The organism is Sulfitobacter sp. EE-36 (genome assembly GCF_000152605.1).
In the GTDB taxonomy this organism is placed as follows: domain Bacteria; phylum Pseudomonadota; class Alphaproteobacteria; order Rhodobacterales; family Rhodobacteraceae; genus Sulfitobacter; species Sulfitobacter pontiacus.
The window spans coordinates 1,525,810-1,541,001 of record NZ_CH959310.1; the positions used below are offsets into that span (position 1 = coordinate 1,525,810).

The window sequence follows — 15,192 nt, forward strand, 5'->3', positions numbered from 1 at the left end:
GTGTGGTTTAGAACTTCATGCTGACAGAGATGGAGGCAGAGCGACCCGGTGCCACGTAGACGAACGGCGTGCCGGAGCGGTACAGCGCGTCATAGTAGGTTTCGTCCAGCACGTTATCGATGCGGAAGTTGACCGAGGCATCATCCGTGATGTGGTAATCCGCCATCAGGTCAAAGCGCCAGTAGCTGGGCAGCTCGTTGCCGTTGGTGGCCGCGAATGTGCCGCCCTGAACGCTGCCGCGCCATGTGGCTTGGCCGCCAAAGCTCCACTGGTCGTTATAGTCGTAACGGGCCAGTACGTTGAACTGTTCGTGCGCGATATTCGCGAACTCTTCGCCAACGTTGTCGGGGTTGCTGCTTTTCAGCACTTCGCTGTCCATCAGGGTCGCACCGCCGAACAGGCTCAGCTTTTCGGTGATGTTGCCGCCAAAGCCCAGTTCGATCCCGCGGACGCGGTATTCGCCGGTCGCGGTGGTCACAACAGGTGCGCCGCGGCCGCCTGTGCTTTCACGGGCGTTGTCCTTGGTGGTCTGGAACAGCGCAGCGGTGGCGGTCAGATTGCCGAACTGCCATTTGGTGCCCAGTTCAATCGCGGTGTTTTCTTCAGGCTCAAGCAGCAGGTTCGAGGAATCGATCCCGTTGTAGCTGCCGCCGCCTGCGTCCAGTTCATCCCCGACAGGATTGGTTGAGGTGGCATAGGACAGGTAGATCGACCCGTTGTCGCGGGGTTTCCAGACAACACCGGCATTCCAGTTGAACATGGTGTCATCGCGCGACAGCGTATCGGCACCGGCTTCCGTGGTGGTCCGGCTGACGCTGTAGTCATCCAGACGGGCACCAAGGTTCAACTGCCACTGCGGATTAAAGGTGATCGTGTCGTTCAGATACAGCGACCGTGTGGTGACATCGGTCAGCGTCGCATCTGCGCTGCGGACAGGTGTCGCTGTGGAACATCCGCTGACATCGGGGTTGTAGATCGCGACGGAGCACCCTTCGAGACGGTCCTCGGCAGTGCCGCCCCCCACTTCGGAGGATAGGCCGACATAGCCACGCTGGCTGATCTCTTCACGCGAAAGCGCGAAGCCCGCAATCATGTCATGGCGCGCCGACCCGGTGTTGAAACCAAAGGAAAGCTCGCTGGTGTTCGACGCCACTTCGTTGACCTGATACCGGCTTTTGGGGGAGGCCGTCAGCGTCCAGTTCTGCGGATCGGCATCCGAGGTGTCAGGGCGCTCAGGTGCCGACACGATATAGTCGTTCTCGGTCCGGCTGAGACGGGAGCGGTTGGTGAATGTCATGCCCGGTGTGATTTCAAAGGTCGCGCCGAAGGTGGCAACGCTTTGTGTCGCATCGTGGAAATCGCGGTCTGGGTTGCCGTAGAAGGTGTCACGGTCCAGCGTTGGACGGCCTGCAGCGGATTCGGTGAAGGGCACGCCGTTGGTGCCATCCCATGGCACACCCCAGTCTGGCATCTGTTTCATCTGCAGCTGGTAGGCTTCGAAATCCAGTGTCAGACGGTCGGTCGCTTCGTATTCGGCAGCGATGGACAGACCCAGACGGTCGTCTTTGCTCCCGTCGCGGCCGGCAACGTCGCTGACTTGGGCGACGGCACCGATGCGGGTCTTGAAGCGGTCGTTCCAGACCTTGTTCCAGTCGACTTCCTGACGCGCCAGATCGGCGGTGCCAAAGGTCGTGGTGGTTTTGACAAAGTCCGTATCCTGCGCCTTTTTGGTCACCAGATTGACCGCGCCGCCGGTGGTCGAGCGGCCACCGATGGAGCCCGACGGGCCTTTGGTGATCTCGACCTGTTCGGCCATGAATGTTTCGCGCACGGCGACACCGGAATCACGCACGCCGTCGATGAAGACGTCGTTGGAGGACCGGAAGCCGCGGATGAACAGAACGTCGCCGAATGCGTTGCCGCCTTCGCCGGTGCCCAATGTGATGCCGGGGGTGGTGCGGGCGAGCTCACGCACCGATGTCGCGTTCTTGTCGCGCAGCACTTCCTGGGTGACTGCGGTAACGGTGCGTGGTGTATCGACCAGCGGTTGCGTCAGCAGCGAGTTGCCCGATTGAACGGCCTGATATCCGGCTTCGGGGTTGGCGTAGGGCGACAGACCGTTCTCGCCAGCGACGGGCGCGGCGGGGGCAGCAGCAACGGGGGCCTCGGCCACGACGGGTGCAGGGGCGGGTGCCGGTGTCGCGCGGGGGGCAGGGGCCGCCGCGGCGCGTTTCTTGGCGGGTTGTGGCTTGGGCTTCGCGGCCTGCGGCTCGGAGGTTTCAACCTCGATGCCGGGAAGCAGCAGCGGCTCGTCGCTGGATTGCGCATAAAGTGCTGCAGGAGACGTCGCGCCGATGGCGGCGGCCGTCATCATGCCGATGCTGCGGCTGGCCGTGTGGCCACGCAAGCTGTGTGGTGTTTTCGTCTGAGTCATATCGCCCTCGTCATTGCCCATTCGGGCTGTTTTTAGGGGGCTGGTCTGGACGATTGGCTACCTATTCACGGGCGGGTTACTAAGGCTGATAAAAACAATCAAGTATTAAACTTCGGCAACCTTACAAAAATTTCAATGGGTTGTAGCGTTGCACATAAGGCGTCAATCGGGCGCGGGAAACGCCCGTTAATGGAGTGTCGGTGCTGCTTCCATTTGCGCGACCTCGCTTGGTGCGCTCAGGCGCATCCGTTTGAGCGCCAGCCCGAAATCCGCAGCAAGCGATGCCACCAGCGGGGCCATATCGGCGCGTACCAGCAGGGTCGCGATCAGCATCGCGTCTTCGCGCTGTCCGTCCGTGGCTGTCGCGATGAAGTTCGCAAAGCAGGATTCGTCCGATCCCAGACATTTGCACGTGACCGAATGGCGCATCAAAGGCCGCCGCCCGAACCGTGCACAAAGCGAGCATAGCTGTTCAAATGTAGCGAGCGCCTTGCTCCCGTTGGTGTGGCCGAGGACGCTGGCGAAATCGCTGCTGACTTTTTCCTGTGCGTCAGGCCCGTCACACCACATCCGCAAATAGATGACCGACGCGGCCTGAAGGCTGTCCAGCTCTGTGATGAACCCTACCGGGGCACCGCCGGGGTGCTGATGTGCGTCATTCATTTGGTCAGGATCAATTTGCCAGCGCGTGTGATTCGCAAGGTGTAGGTCTGGGTATCCAGCACGATTTGCGCCAGATCTCCGCCTTCGGTCAGGTCACGGGCAGAGTAGGTCGGCAGCGCGTTCATCGGGGCTTGGGTCTTTGGGGGGGCATGAAATGTCATAGGGCTGCTCTATCAATGGTCATGGAAAAGGAACGTTGCACGCGGCACCGATCATCAGGCAGCCCTGCGGCTTGGTCCTGACGGTGAACGGCAGTCTGCGTTCTGGGGAATGGTCTCATCGTGGGACTCCTCACATCATATGTGTCGGGCGTCCCCGTGATCGCATGCGGGGTGGCTAGACGTTTCCATAAACCTGATTGAAATTATAGGGTATGTCAATCCGACAGTTTTAGTCGGAATACTTTGGGCAACTTTTTGTTTGTCTGTGCCGTGCAAAAGAATACCCCCCGCAGCACCGGGCGGCGGGGGGTATGAGGCGCTTTGACCGGCAAAGCACAAAGGTCGGTTAGGGGTGCGTTATTGCGTCTTCATCTCGGCGCGCAGGCCGCGGAAGATCGCGTAGCACATGAACAGCAGCACCACAGTAAACGGCAATCCGGTAGAGATAACCATCGACTGAAGCGACTTGAGCCCGCCTGCAGACAGCAGCAGCACAATCGCTACGGCACCTTCGAAGATGCACCAGAACACGCGCTGTGGCGCAGGTGCATCGACCTTGCCGCCTGCCGTGATCGTATCGATCACCAGCGAGCCGGAGTCAGACGAGGTCACGAAGAACACGATGACCAATACGATACCGATCAGCGATGTGATCCCGGCGAGCGGAAGCGCATCCAGCATGGCGAACAGCTGGCGTGGCAGCTCGGCTTCTTGCGCGGCGGTGTAGCCGTCGCTGATCACCTGATCGATTGCCATGCCACCAAAGACGCTCATCCACAGGACGCAAACGAGGCTCGGGATCAGCAGAACGCAGGTCAGGAACTCACGTACGGAACGGCCACGGCTGACGCGGGCGATGAACATGCCGACGAAAGGCGACCAGCTGATCCACCATGCCCAGTAGAACGATGTCCAGCCTTGCATAAAGTTCACGTCTTCACGGCCGATCGGATTGGACAGACCGGGCAGATATTCCACATAGGCCAGCAGCGATGACCCGAAGGTCGACAGGATCGCCAGCGTCGGTCCGACCAGCAGCACGAAGGCCAGCAGCAAGAACGCCAGACCCATGTTGATCTCTGACAGGACTTTGACGCCGCCATCAAGGCCGCGCAGCACGGACACGGTCGCAATCGCGGTGATGCCGGTGATCAGCAGAACCTGAGTTGTTGGACCAACCGCCACACCAAAGAGCTCGTTCAAGCCCGCGTTGGCTTGCGTGGCACCCAGACCAAGCGATGTCGCCAGACCAAAGAGCGTTGCAAATACGGCGAGAATGTCGATCACGTGACCGGGCCAACCCCAGACGCGTTCCCCCAGGATCGGGTAAAAGGCAGAGCGGATGGTCAGGGGAAGACCCTTGTTATAGCTGAACAGCGCCAGCGCCAGACCCACAACGGCATATATCGCCCAGGGGTGCAGGCCCCAGTGGTAGATCGTGGCCGCCATACCCAAACGAACCGCTTCGGCCTGATCGCCCGCGGCCGCGCCCAAAGGTGCCCAATCGGTGCGCAGGCCGTCTTCGCCAACAGCAGTGCCACCCATGGAGCTCGAGAAATGCGATAGTGGTTCAGAGACGCCATAGAACATCAGACCGATGCCCATGCCCGCCGCGAACAGCATCGAGAACCATCCAAGGTAGGTATAGTCGGGGCTTGCTTCGGCCCCGCCAAGACGCACACGGCCCAAAGGCGTGACGATCAGGAACAGGCAGAACAGCACAAAGATGTTGCCGGCAGAGATAAAGAACCAGTCAAAGCCCTTTGTCACCGACGAGAACAGCCATGTGAACAGCGCGCCAGACTGTTCGGGCAGCGCGAGTGTATAGAATACAAAGGCAACAATACACACACCCGAGATCGCGAAGACCGGGTTGTGAATGTCGAAGCCGAAGGGCCCCACGCTGCCTTCTTTGTTGTCTTGGCCGATCTCGTAATCCGTGTCGATTACGGCAGCGGCCCCGTCGGGTGTCGGGATACCCGGCGACGTTTCATCTGTCATTAGATGCTCTCCATTTTATGTATTTGCGACTAATCATAGCGCAACTCCGACAAAACGACCACCGCTGCGCGGGAAATAAGTAAATGAATATCATGGCTTAGCCCCCGGAAGCGGGCTTGACGCCCCGTTTGCGGGTCGCGGGCTATGCGTTTTTTCCGTGGTTTACCGCGAATCCCCTCTTTGGATTCGCGTGAAACACCGGGGCCGTTCCGCGTGCCACACTGCCCACGCCCGTCTGAACGGAGGGGGCAACCGCACCGCAGAATAGCGCCCTATCCCAAAAGATATGCCGGCCTATCCGTCCATGGCCCCGACCCACCTGCTTGCGCGAATGAAAGCGCGAGCGTCTGCGGTCACCATGGTCCCATGACAAATTTTTTCATCATGGGGGATGATATGAAAGTTACTTGCACACTACCAATTATCGCAACCGCGGCACTTCTGGCCGCTACCACTGTCAGCGCCGAAGGGTTCAGCCTGTCCGGTGCGCGCTCTGCCATGCAAAGCGACATCTCGTTCAACGTCATGCAATCCGCAGGGCAGGGTCAGATCAAGCTGCGCCATAAGGTCCAGCCCAAAGCGCAGGTCCGGTCCAAAACCGTGAGCAGCCGCAGCCGGTCTTTCCAAGAGCTCAGCGGGGTCAGCACGGCCGCGGACCTCAAAAGCCTCATCGCTTGGGCCGAGGCGGGTCCAAAGGGCTATGACGCCGTGCAGTACGGGGCCAAACGGCTGCCGCCACAGCGTCCGACGCAAATGACCATCGGCGAGATCTACCGCTGGATCGACCGCACGCCGGGCCAACCGCATGCCATCGGTCGATACCAATTCATTCCATCCACGCTGCGCAGTCTGGTGCGACAGGCGGGGCTAAGCAAGAATGACCGCTTTACCTCGGCGGTGCAGGACGGGCTGGCGGATATCCTTTTGGTCGATGCGGGGTTTAACGCGTTCAAGAAGGGCAAGATCAGCCGCCACCGCTTTATGGAAAACCTCGCACGTATCTGGGCCGGTTTCCCGACCTCTAACGGGCGGTCCTATTATCACGGCTATGCAGGCAACAAGGCCGTCATCTCGTGGAACGAGTTCGACGCCGTGATGAAGAAGATTTTCGCAACCAAACGCGGCTGATCCCCGCGTTAGGGCTTGTTCCGGGCGGACAGCCGTGGCCCAATGGCCGGGTCTGGTGTCCGCCTCGCGGAAGAATCGGGAAGCTGGTGAAACTCCGGCACGTGCCCAACGCTGTAATGGGGATGGTTTGCGCATAGGCCACTGGAATATTCCGGGAAGGCGCGCGGACCAGACGACCCTAAGTCAGAAGACCGGCCAGACAGTACAGCTTGCCCCGCATGGACAGCGGGATTGGCGCATAAACGTATTGTTGGGGACTGAACAATGCCGATACCCTCTGCGCTGGCACCCGCCGCGCCTTTTTCAGATGCTGAACGCGACGCCGTCTACAAGGCGATCTTTACCCGCCGCGATGTACGCGATCAGTTTTTACCCGATCCAGTGGCCGAGGATGTGTTGCACCGAATACTGACCGCCGCGCATCACGCACCGTCCGTCGGGTTGTCACAGCCGTGGAATTTCATCGTCATCCGCGATCAGGCCGCACGCGATCAGGTCTGGCACGCCTTCAACCGCGCAAATGAAGAAGCCGCACAGATGTTCGAGGGCGCCCGCCAGACAACCTACAGGTCGTTGAAGCTCGAAGGCATCCGCAAGGCACCGGTCAATATCTGCGTGACCTGTGACCGCAGCCGTGGCGGTAAGGTCGTGCTGGGGCGCACCCATAATCAAAGCATGGATCTGTATAGCACCGTCTGCGCGATCCAGAACCTCTGGCTTGCCGCCCGCGCCGAGGGTATCGGAATGGGCTGGGTCAGCGTGTTCCGCGATGCCGATCTGCGTGACCTGCTGAAGATCCCCGACCGGATAGAAATCGTCGGCTACCTGTGTCTGGGCCACGTGGACGAGCTTTACCAGACGCCCGAACTTGAGGTGAAAGGCTGGAGCAAACGGCTCCCCGTGGACGAGATGATCTTTGACGGTACGTGGCAGGGCGACCCGTAGTCACTGCCCGTCCCGCGCACGTTGTCATCTCCCGCAGTGCGGGTAATTTGCGCGGTCAGCGGAACTATGCCGGTTCCCTGACGTTGCCTTTGTGAAGCCAGTGCATCCCGCGTCTGGCACGCAAAGAGGAAGTATTCAAAATGGGCGGTATCATTTATCTCGTTGGTCTTGTGGTCGTGGTTATGGCGGTGCTGTCGCTGGTCGGCTTGGCGTAAGCAAACGCCGGGGAGGCATTTACATGAACACGACACTCACTGAAAAAACTGCCGATGGATCCTATGTCGACTGGCCCGCAATTTTCGCGGGTACCGTTGTCGCTGTGGCGATCGGCCTTTTGCTGACCACCTTCGGCGCGGCACTTGGCCTGTCGTCGATCACGCTGGACGGAACCGACAACTCATCGACGCTTGAACTGGTGCTCACCGCGCTGTGGATGGTGATCACGCTGGTCGCCTCTTATCTGGCCGGTGGTTATATCGCGGGCCGCATGCGCCGCCGCGTCGAGAGCGCTACGGATGATGAAGTCACTGCACGTGACGGGATCAACGGTCTGGTTGTTTGGGGCCTCGGCTCTGTGATCACCGCCGTAATGCTATCAAGCGCGCTGAGCTTTGCAGCCAATACCGCGGGCAATGTTGCTGCGGGTGCAGGCAAAGCAGCTGGTACGGTCGTCGAAGCTGCGGGCTCTGCCGTGGGAGGTGCTGCCTCCGGACTGGCCGATGCGGCGGGTGCTGCAATCCCGGATGAGGCCAAGAATGATCCGACAGATTACCTGTCGAACCAGCTTTTGCGCCCCAATCAGGTCGACCCCCTGACAGCCGATCCCGAGCAACTGGCAGAGCAGACCGCCAGCATCGTCGCCAATATTTACCGCACGGGTGAGGTCAGCGAGGAAGACCGGACCTATCTTGCCGGCGCTGTTGCCGCTCGCACCGATCTGACCCAGGCTCAGGCGAAAGAGCGTGTGGACCAGATCGTGACCCAAGCGCAGGAAGCGCGTCAGGAAGTCGAAGACGCTGTAGCCGCCGCCAAGGCCGAGGCTGAACAGGCCGCAGCAGAAGCGAAAGAAGCAGCGGTTGAGGCTGCGCAAACCGCGCGTAACGCCGGTATCCTGACCGCCTTTGTGCTGGCCGCTGCGTCGCTGATTGCCGGTGTGGCATCCGTTGCAGGGTCGGTCCACGGGGGTCGCCACCGCGATCAGGGCCGTCTGTTTGCCGGTCTGACATATCGCGGCTAAATTGCTTCACGTGAAAATCGAAACCCCGGCGGCGCAAGCGGTCGGGGTTTTCTTCTGCCATCGTGATTCGGGATGTTTCGGGGCAGGGGGCGCTGCGACGCCTTCAGGCGCATCCATGGCACATGCCAAAACCGCAACGCCAGATAAATAAGGCATCAGGGCGAAACGATATGCTTAAAGGGGGGATCTGGTGCTGAAGGGGAGGATTGAACTCCCGACCTCGTCATTACCAATGACGCGCTCTACCACTGAGCTACTCCAGCACTGTGGGCGGGTGATTAGACCCATTCGCAATATGGTGCAAGCGTAATCTGGACCATATCGGTCCGCTGCGCTAGACAATCGACATGTCAAAGGATACCGCCCCACAAAAGCCGCCAAAACCCAATGTATTGCGGGAAGACAGGCTGAAAGCCGCGCTGAAAGCCAATATGGGCCGACGCAAGGCGCAAGCGCGTGCGCGCAGCGACAAAAGCCAAAGCGACGACACGCAAAATAATAACGCGCAGACAGATAACGGGCCGACCGGCCAAACCAAGGAAGGCTGAAGGATGGATTCGATTGTGGTCAAAGGCGGCGGTGCGCTGTCGGGACAAATTCCGATTGCGGGGGCCAAGAACGCCTGTCTGACGCTTATGCCCGCGACCCTGCTGTCCGAAGAGCCGCTGACGCTGACCAACGCGCCGCGCCTGTCCGACATCCGCACCATGACCGAATTGCTGCGGTCCCTGGGGGCAGAGGTGACATCGATGCAGGACGGTCAGGTTCTGGCGATGTCGTGTCATGGCGAGATCAACACGCGCGCCGAATATGACATCGTGCGCAAGATGCGCGCGTCGAACCTTGTGCTGGGGCCGCTGCTGGCCCGCGAAGGGCACGCGCAGGTATCACTGCCGGGCGGCTGCGCGATTGGTGCGCGTCCGATGGATATTCACACCGATGGTCTGGCTCTGATGGGCGCAGAGATCGACTTGCGTGACGGTTATCTGCACGCCAAGGCGCAAGGCGGGGCATTGAAAGGTGCGGTCATCGACTTCCCCTTTGCCTCTGTCGGCGCGACCGAGAACATTATGATGGCTGCGACCTTGGCCAAGGGGACGACGGTGATCAACAACGCCGCGCGCGAGCCCGAGATCGTAGACCTCGCGGATTGCTTGCGTGCTATGGGCGCGCAGATTGATGGCGACGGCACCAGCCGGATCGAGATTCAGGGCGTTGACCGCCTGCATGGGGCCACCCACCGTGTTGTGACCGACCGGATCGAACTGGGCACCTATATGCTCGCCCCTGCGATGTGTGGTGGCGAGGTTGAATTGCTGGGCGGGCGCATCGACCTGCTGTGGGCTTTCTGCGAAAAGCTTGACGCGGCAGGGATCGACGTGACCGAGACGGACAAGGGTCTGAAAGTCGCGCGGCGCAATGGCGTGATCAACGCGGTGAATGTCACGACCGAACCTTTCCCCGGTTTCCCCACCGACCTGCAAGCCCAGATGATGGCGCTGCTGTGTACGGCGGACGGTACCTCGGTGCTGGAAGAAAAAATCTTCGAGAACCGCTTTATGCACGCGCCCGAGCTGATCCGCATGGGGGCCGATATCGAGGTCCACGGCGGCACCGCGACGGTTCACGGCGTCAAAAAGCTGAAAGGTGCGCCGGTCATGGCGACCGATCTGCGCGCATCGATTTCCTTGATCCTTGCCGGTATGGCCGCCGAAGGCGAAACACGCGTCAGCCGTGTCTACCATCTGGATCGCGGGTACGAACATGTGGTGGCGAAACTGCGCGGCGTGGGCGCAAATATTGAACGGATCAAAGACCAATGACCGAAGATGCACGTTTCGAAGACGGGCGCGAAGCCCCGCTGAACCTCGGCGCGCTGGATGCCGATGACCTCAAGGTGATCTCCTCGCTGGCGCAGGATGCTGTATTTCCAGGATCGGAAATGCGCTGGCTGCAAAAAGAGGGGCGCTTTGCCCTGTTGCTGAACCGCGTGCGGTGGGAAGACGCGGGCAAATCGCGCCACGCCCCGGAACGCGTGCAAACAATCTTGATGTTCAGCAACGTGCAGCGCGTGTCCAGCCAGGGCGTGAACAAGGGGGATGCGGATACCATCCTGTCGCTGTTGCAGATCGAATTTACCGAAACCGATGCGCCCTCGGGCGACGTGCTGCTGACCCTCGCGGGGGACGGTGTGATCCGGCTGACGGTCGAAGCGCTGGATGTGACCTTGAAGGATGTGACGCGCCCCTATGTGGCCCCGTCGCGCAAGCTGCCGGAACATCCGGCCTAAGCGTTCTTCCACATACTGTGCCGTGCGGGTCGCCCGTGTGGCATCCCTTCTCAGCCCATTGCACGTTGCAAAGGACATCCGATGCCTCAATTCCTAGACTTCGATCAGCCCGATTTCGAACAGGCGTTCACCGCGCTGCTTTCTGCCAAGCGTGAAGACAGCCCCGACGTGGACGACACGGTGGCCAAGATCATCGCACAGGTGCGGTCCAAGGGCGATGCCGCGGTGATCGAGCTGACCCAGAAGTTCGACCGCATCGCGCTGACCCCCGACACCCTGCGCATCAATGCTGCTGAAGTTGACGCCGCGGTTGCCGAAGTCTCGGACGCGGATCGCACAGCGCTTGAACTCGCTGCGGCGCGTATCCGTGCCTATCACGAGCGGCAGCTGCCCGAGGATGCGCAGTGGCAGGACGACGCCGGTGCCACGCTCGGCTGGCGGTGGAGCGCGGTATCCGCCGCAGGGCTTTATGTGCCCGGTGGTCTGGCAAGCTATCCTTCCTCTGTCTTGATGAACGCGATCCCGGCCAAGGTCGCGGGGGTAGAACGGCTTGCGATGGTCGTGCCCACGCCGGACGGGGTGTTGAACCCGCTGGTGTTGCTGGCTGCGCGGCTGGCGGGCGTTGACGAGATTTACCGCATCGGTGGGGCGCAGGCGGTGGCCGCACTGGCCTATGGCACCGACACGATCCCCCCCGTCGACAAGATCACCGGCCCCGGCAATGCCTATGTCGCTGCCGCGAAACGGCGGGTGTTTGGCAAGGTGGGCATCGACATGATCGCGGGCCCGTCCGAAATTCTCGTGATCGCGGATGGGGACAACGATGCTGACTGGATCGCGCTTGATCTGCTCAGCCAGGCCGAACACGACGAAAGCGCCCAATCGATCCTGATCACCACGGACAAGGCGTTTGGCCGCGCGGTGTCGGATGCTGTGGGTGCGCGGCTGGAAACGCTGGAACGGCGCGCGATTGCGGGCACCAGCTGGCGCGAGAACGGGGCGATCATTACCGTGCCGGATCTGGCGACAGCCGCCAAGCTGAGCAACCGTATCGCGCCTGAACACCTTGAACTTTGCGTCGCGGATGTGGATGCGCTAAGCGCGCAGATCACGCACGCGGGGGCGATCTTCCTTGGTCAATGGACCCCCGAGGCGATTGGCGATTACGTGGGCGGGCCGAACCACGTGCTGCCCACGGCACGCTCTGCACGGTTTTCCAGCGGGCTGTCGGTGCTGGACTTTATGAAGCGCACGACACTGGCACGGATGACGCCGGACGCGCTGCGCGCAATCGGCCCGTCGGCGGAACGTCTGGCGCGATCCGAAAGCCTTGAGGCGCATGGTCTGTCGGTCACCGCAAGGCTGCGCAAACTGAACGACTGACGCAACGGCCCTTTGTCCGGCCCGCCGATGTCAATTGTAGAACCCCGCCGCCCGGTCTAAGGTCGGCGGGATAGACACTAAATGAGACGTCCCCATGTCCCGGATCACGCATATCGCGCTTGACGACGCGAACCTGCCCCCGCCCACGCCCGAGATAGAGCAAGAGCGCAAAGTCGCCATGTTTGATCTGCTGGAGGACAACGTTTTTACCCTGCCGTCGCGCGATGATCGGTCGGTGCCACAAGGGCCGTACCATCTGGGCCTGTCGATCCGTGACAAACGGCTGGTCTTCGATGTGAACACCGAAAGCGCTGAAAAGGCGGCGGAATTCCATCTGTCGCTGGGGCCGTTCCGGCAGGTTGTCAAAGACTATTTCCAGATTTGCGAATCCTATTTCGAGGCGGTCAAGAAATCCGCCCCCTCGCAGATCGAGACCATCGATATGGCACGGCGCGGGATTCACAACGAAGGGTCTCGGGTGTTGCAAGAGCGGCTTGAAGGCAAGGCCGAGATCGATACAGATACGGCCCGCCGCCTGTTCACCCTCATCTGCGTTCTGCACTACGGCGGCTAGATGACCCAGAAACTGCCCCAATCGGTGCTGTTTTGCTGCGATCACAACGCGGTGCGGTCGCCTATGGCCGAAGGGTTGATGAAAAAGTTCTACGGCACGGGCACCTATGTGCAATCCGTCGGCGTTATGAACGATCTGGAAATCGACGGTTTCTCTATCGCGGTGTGCCAAGAGCTGGACGTGGAATTATCCCGCCACCGGTCCCGCAGTTTCGACGAGATGGAGAATTGGGGCGATGATCTGAGCTCTTTCGATCTGATCATCGCGCTGAGCCCCGCCAGCCAACGCCGCGCGCTGGAACTGACGCGGTTCTATCATCTGACTGTGGAATATTGGCCGATCCTCGACCCGACAGGGTTGGGGGAAACGCGCGATGCCAAGATCGCGCAATACCGCGCCGCCCGTGATCAGATCAAAGACCGTCTAATTGACCGTTTCGGCCCGCCCTCGCGGCCACAGATCTAGGGCAGGGGCGTGCCCCTGCCGCCGGTGTCACGGTCTTAGGTGGCGCTGCACAGGGTCGATGCTGTCTGGCCATAGGCTTTCCATACAGCCCAGAAATCATTGTCGCTTTTGCGGTTGGACTGGCGTGCCTCTTGCAGGCTGTGAGGGTCCGAGAAAACGCGTACGCCACGGCGCTGTTCTGACGAAGAAAGCTCTTTGTCGGCAACGGCTTGGATACAGCCGCAGCGCGCCGCGCTCGCCTGTTTGCGCCCCGATTTCATGCAGGCGTTGTGGATCGGCCCGGTGGCGAACAAGACAGCGCCCCGGCCAAAGCCGCCGCTGGGGTTATAGCCGCGCGGTCCGCCGCAAGCGGCCAGCGTGCCAACAACACAGATCATCGTGAAAAGTCGTACCATCGTTTTGCCTCATCTCTCGGACGCCGGGTTGATCCCGAGGCTGCCCTAACTGCTGCTGGCATTTATGCCGGAAAACTGCAGATTGAGCAATTCACGATTGAGGGGGCAAAACGGAAATGCCTTTGCCCGAACAGGTCGGGCAAAGGCGTGTGTTGCTTAGAACTTCCAGCGCGCACCAACGAAGGTCACGTCCAGATCCTGATAGGATGCCGACGGATCGTCGAAGTCATAGGTCCGGTGTGTTGCGTAAAGCTCGGTGTTGTATGCGTCGAGGCGCTGAACAACGGCGACACCTACGGAAGAGGTGCTGGATCCTGCAACAACAAAGTCGTTCCCGTCGTAGTAATCAACGGAGAAGGATGTCGAACCCGCCGCGATGTAATCACGGGTGATGCCCGCTTTGATGTAGGCGTAGTCTGCGTCACCCGCAACGCGGCGACCTGCGGAAACCGCGAGGTTCAGACCGGTTGGTTGGTGCAGAACAGCGGCGGAGCCCATGACGAGATCGTTGCTGGTGTCGCGGAACGAATAGCCCAAGCGCGCGTCGACCGAATAGTCGCCGTAGTCTTGAACGTAGCGTGTGCCGACATCGGTGTAGTCGTTGTCATCGCCCGAGCTCAGGACTTCCTGACCGTAGGAAACCGATGCGGAGAAGCCGTTGAACACAGGTGTGTCATAGCGCACGCGGAAACGGCGGCTGCCGTCGAAAGAGCCGTTGGTGTTCCCGATTGTGACGGTGGACAGGGTGCCATCCGCGAAACGCAGTTGCTGGCTGCCCGCGATGTCGCTGATGCCCACATAGGCGGCAACACCGGTGCCCGAGAAGTCAGCTTCGGCCGAGCCATCTGTCGACGTGCTGCCTTGACCAAACGAGAAGATACCCGCGTTTGGCGTGCGGTATGTCAGGTCCAGTTTGCGCAGTTCGGTGCGGTGGTAGTCGAAATCCAGGCTGTCGTCGTCGCCATTGATGGCGGAGGACCCGGTCAGGCCAAGGCCTGCTTCGAAGGTCAGACGCAGTTCGGACCCGTTTTGCAGCGCTTGGGTCATGGTCAGACCAACGCGGCTGTTGGAGTTGTCGTTGTCGATAAACGTGGTGTTTGTGTCTTCACCATCGTCAACGCTCAGAACGCCAAAGTTCAGTTGGCCGTAAACGTCCCAGACGGGGCCTTCTTGGGCCTGTGCCAGCGCGGGAAGCGACGCCAGACCAAGGGCTGCAACGGTCACTGTGCCAAGCGAGTGTTTCATCTTCATCTCAAAATTCCTTATTCGCCCGATCTGCAAGGGTGCAGACCATTTGAGAAGGCCGATCTAACGCCGCCGCCCGCGGGATAAAACCATAAGGCAGCCATACGAAATGTCGGTGTTGCAACATTGCTAAAGAGGTCGGTACCGCACAGTACTGCCAAGCGCCTTGATACATTGGCGTTGGCGGCGGTATGCGGTTTCTGCATGGCAGGTGACCGCGAAAAAATCACATCCCCCCTTTGACGTTTGCGATCAGAATGCAGGTAAATCC

At 60.5% G+C, this 15,192-nt stretch carries 15 protein-coding genes, 1 tRNA gene and 1 riboswitch; of the genes, 9 read left to right on the plus strand and 7 right to left on the minus strand.

From position 1 onward, the window contains the following. Window positions 1-7: 7 nt before the first annotated feature. The 4 genes from EE36_RS10000 to EE36_RS10010 form a co-directional block, all read right to left on the minus strand. Complete coding sequence (locus EE36_RS10000; RefSeq protein WP_254655570.1) at window positions 8-2,434, minus strand: TonB-dependent siderophore receptor; 2,427 nt, start codon at window positions 2,432-2,434, stop codon at window positions 8-10. 186 nt (window positions 2,435-2,620) lie between these two features. Continuing rightward, window positions 2,621-3,097 carry a hypothetical protein gene (locus EE36_RS10005; protein ID WP_005851872.1) on the minus strand — a complete coding sequence of 159 codons (477 nt, stop codon included), beginning with the start codon at window positions 3,095-3,097 and terminating at the stop codon, window positions 2,621-2,623. Further along, entirely contained in the window at window positions 3,094-3,258 is a 165-nt protein-coding gene (gene hemP / locus EE36_RS17340; protein WP_009826214.1) for a hemin uptake protein HemP, read from the minus strand. The genes EE36_RS10005 and hemP overlap by 4 nt, the downstream gene beginning before the upstream one ends. 357 nt (window positions 3,259-3,615) lie before the next feature. Further along, the gene (locus tag EE36_RS10010) at window positions 3,616-5,259 is read right to left on the minus strand and encodes a BCCT family transporter (protein ID WP_005851875.1); all 1,644 of its coding nucleotides are present in this window, start codon (window positions 5,257-5,259) and stop codon (window positions 3,616-3,618) included. A 366-nt stretch (window positions 5,260-5,625) separates the two neighbouring features. Between EE36_RS10010 and EE36_RS10015 the strand changes: the two genes are divergently transcribed. From EE36_RS10015 to EE36_RS10025, 3 genes are all read left to right on the plus strand, one after another. After that, on the plus strand, window positions 5,626-6,387 hold the full coding sequence (locus EE36_RS10015) for a hypothetical protein (protein WP_005851877.1): 762 nt from the start codon (window positions 5,626-5,628) through the stop codon (window positions 6,385-6,387). A 36-nt stretch (window positions 6,388-6,423) separates the two neighbouring features. Further along, a riboswitch (cobalamin riboswitch) is annotated at window positions 6,424-6,602 on the plus strand. A gap of 49 nt (window positions 6,603-6,651) precedes the next feature. After that, window positions 6,652-7,332: a 5,6-dimethylbenzimidazole synthase gene (gene bluB, locus EE36_RS10020; protein ID WP_005851879.1), complete on the plus strand. Its 681-nt coding sequence runs from the start codon at window positions 6,652-6,654 to the stop codon at window positions 7,330-7,332. 238 nt (window positions 7,333-7,570) lie between these two features. Further along, entirely contained in the window at window positions 7,571-8,569 is a 999-nt protein-coding gene (locus tag EE36_RS10025) for a hypothetical protein (protein WP_005851883.1), read from the plus strand. Between the two features lie 188 nt (window positions 8,570-8,757). On the opposite strand, the gene EE36_RS10030 is transcribed toward EE36_RS10025, so the two are convergent. Next, a tRNA-Thr gene (locus tag EE36_RS10030) sits at window positions 8,758-8,832 on the minus strand. Between the two features lie 84 nt (window positions 8,833-8,916). Between EE36_RS10030 and EE36_RS10035 the strand changes: the two genes are divergently transcribed. The 6 genes from EE36_RS10035 (at window position 8,917) to EE36_RS10060 (ending at window position 13,281) form a co-directional block, all read left to right on the plus strand. Continuing rightward, on the plus strand, window positions 8,917-9,117 hold the full coding sequence (locus EE36_RS10035; protein ID WP_009826219.1) for a hypothetical protein: 201 nt from the start codon (window positions 8,917-8,919) through the stop codon (window positions 9,115-9,117). A gap of 3 nt (window positions 9,118-9,120) precedes the next feature. After that, the gene (gene murA / locus EE36_RS10040; protein WP_005851888.1) at window positions 9,121-10,392 is read left to right on the plus strand and encodes a UDP-N-acetylglucosamine 1-carboxyvinyltransferase; all 1,272 of its coding nucleotides are present in this window, start codon (window positions 9,121-9,123) and stop codon (window positions 10,390-10,392) included. Next, window positions 10,389-10,859: a DUF2948 family protein gene (locus EE36_RS10045; protein ID WP_005851890.1), complete on the plus strand. Its 471-nt coding sequence runs from the start codon at window positions 10,389-10,391 to the stop codon at window positions 10,857-10,859. Before murA ends, EE36_RS10045 begins: the two co-directional genes overlap by 4 nt. Before the next feature lie 81 nt (window positions 10,860-10,940). Further along, window positions 10,941-12,242 (plus strand): histidinol dehydrogenase, encoded by a 1,302-nt coding sequence (gene hisD, locus EE36_RS10050; protein ID WP_005851892.1) that lies wholly within the window; start codon window positions 10,941-10,943, stop codon window positions 12,240-12,242. A 94-nt stretch (window positions 12,243-12,336) separates the two neighbouring features. After that, window positions 12,337-12,816 carry a UPF0262 family protein gene (locus EE36_RS10055; protein ID WP_005851894.1) on the plus strand — a complete coding sequence of 160 codons (480 nt, stop codon included), beginning with the start codon at window positions 12,337-12,339 and terminating at the stop codon, window positions 12,814-12,816. Beyond that, entirely contained in the window at window positions 12,817-13,281 is a 465-nt protein-coding gene (locus EE36_RS10060) for a low molecular weight phosphatase family protein (RefSeq protein WP_005851897.1), read from the plus strand. A gap of 35 nt (window positions 13,282-13,316) precedes the next feature. Here EE36_RS10060 and EE36_RS10065 read toward each other — a convergent pair whose 3' ends face one another. Then, a complete protein-coding gene (locus EE36_RS10065) occupies window positions 13,317-13,676 on the minus strand; it encodes a hypothetical protein (protein ID WP_005851899.1) in 360 nt (119 codons plus the stop codon). Between the two features lie 156 nt (window positions 13,677-13,832). After that, window positions 13,833-14,927: a porin gene (locus tag EE36_RS10070; RefSeq protein ID WP_005851901.1), complete on the minus strand. Its 1,095-nt coding sequence runs from the start codon at window positions 14,925-14,927 to the stop codon at window positions 13,833-13,835. Window positions 14,928-15,192 lie beyond the last annotated feature (265 nt).

Bases quoted from the DNA above. Each gene is read 5' to 3' on its own strand.
- EE36_RS10000 (WP_254655570.1), bottom strand. From the start codon at position 2,434: ATGACTCAGACGAAAACACCACACAGCTTGCGTGGCCACACGGCCAGC.
- EE36_RS10005 (WP_005851872.1), bottom strand. From the start codon at position 3,097: ATGAATGACGCACATCAGCACCCCGGCGGTGCCCCGGTAGGGTTCATC.
- hemP (WP_009826214.1), bottom strand. From the start codon at position 3,258: ATGACATTTCATGCCCCCCCAAAGACCCAAGCCCCGATGAACGCGCTG.
- EE36_RS10010 (WP_005851875.1), bottom strand. From the start codon at position 5,259: ATGACAGATGAAACGTCGCCGGGTATCCCGACACCCGACGGGGCCGCT.
- EE36_RS10015 (WP_005851877.1), top strand. From the start codon at position 5,626: ATGACAAATTTTTTCATCATGGGGGATGATATGAAAGTTACTTGCACA.
- bluB (WP_005851879.1), top strand. From the start codon at position 6,652: ATGCCGATACCCTCTGCGCTGGCACCCGCCGCGCCTTTTTCAGATGCT.
- EE36_RS10025 (WP_005851883.1), top strand. From the start codon at position 7,571: ATGAACACGACACTCACTGAAAAAACTGCCGATGGATCCTATGTCGAC.
- EE36_RS10035 (WP_009826219.1), top strand. From the start codon at position 8,917: ATGTCAAAGGATACCGCCCCACAAAAGCCGCCAAAACCCAATGTATTG.
- murA (WP_005851888.1), top strand. From the start codon at position 9,121: ATGGATTCGATTGTGGTCAAAGGCGGCGGTGCGCTGTCGGGACAAATT.
- EE36_RS10045 (WP_005851890.1), top strand. From the start codon at position 10,389: ATGACCGAAGATGCACGTTTCGAAGACGGGCGCGAAGCCCCGCTGAAC.
- hisD (WP_005851892.1), top strand. From the start codon at position 10,941: ATGCCTCAATTCCTAGACTTCGATCAGCCCGATTTCGAACAGGCGTTC.
- EE36_RS10055 (WP_005851894.1), top strand. From the start codon at position 12,337: ATGTCCCGGATCACGCATATCGCGCTTGACGACGCGAACCTGCCCCCG.
- EE36_RS10060 (WP_005851897.1), top strand. From the start codon at position 12,817: ATGACCCAGAAACTGCCCCAATCGGTGCTGTTTTGCTGCGATCACAAC.
- EE36_RS10065 (WP_005851899.1), bottom strand. From the start codon at position 13,676: ATGGTACGACTTTTCACGATGATCTGTGTTGTTGGCACGCTGGCCGCT.
- EE36_RS10070 (WP_005851901.1), bottom strand. From the start codon at position 14,927: ATGAAGATGAAACACTCGCTTGGCACAGTGACCGTTGCAGCCCTTGGT.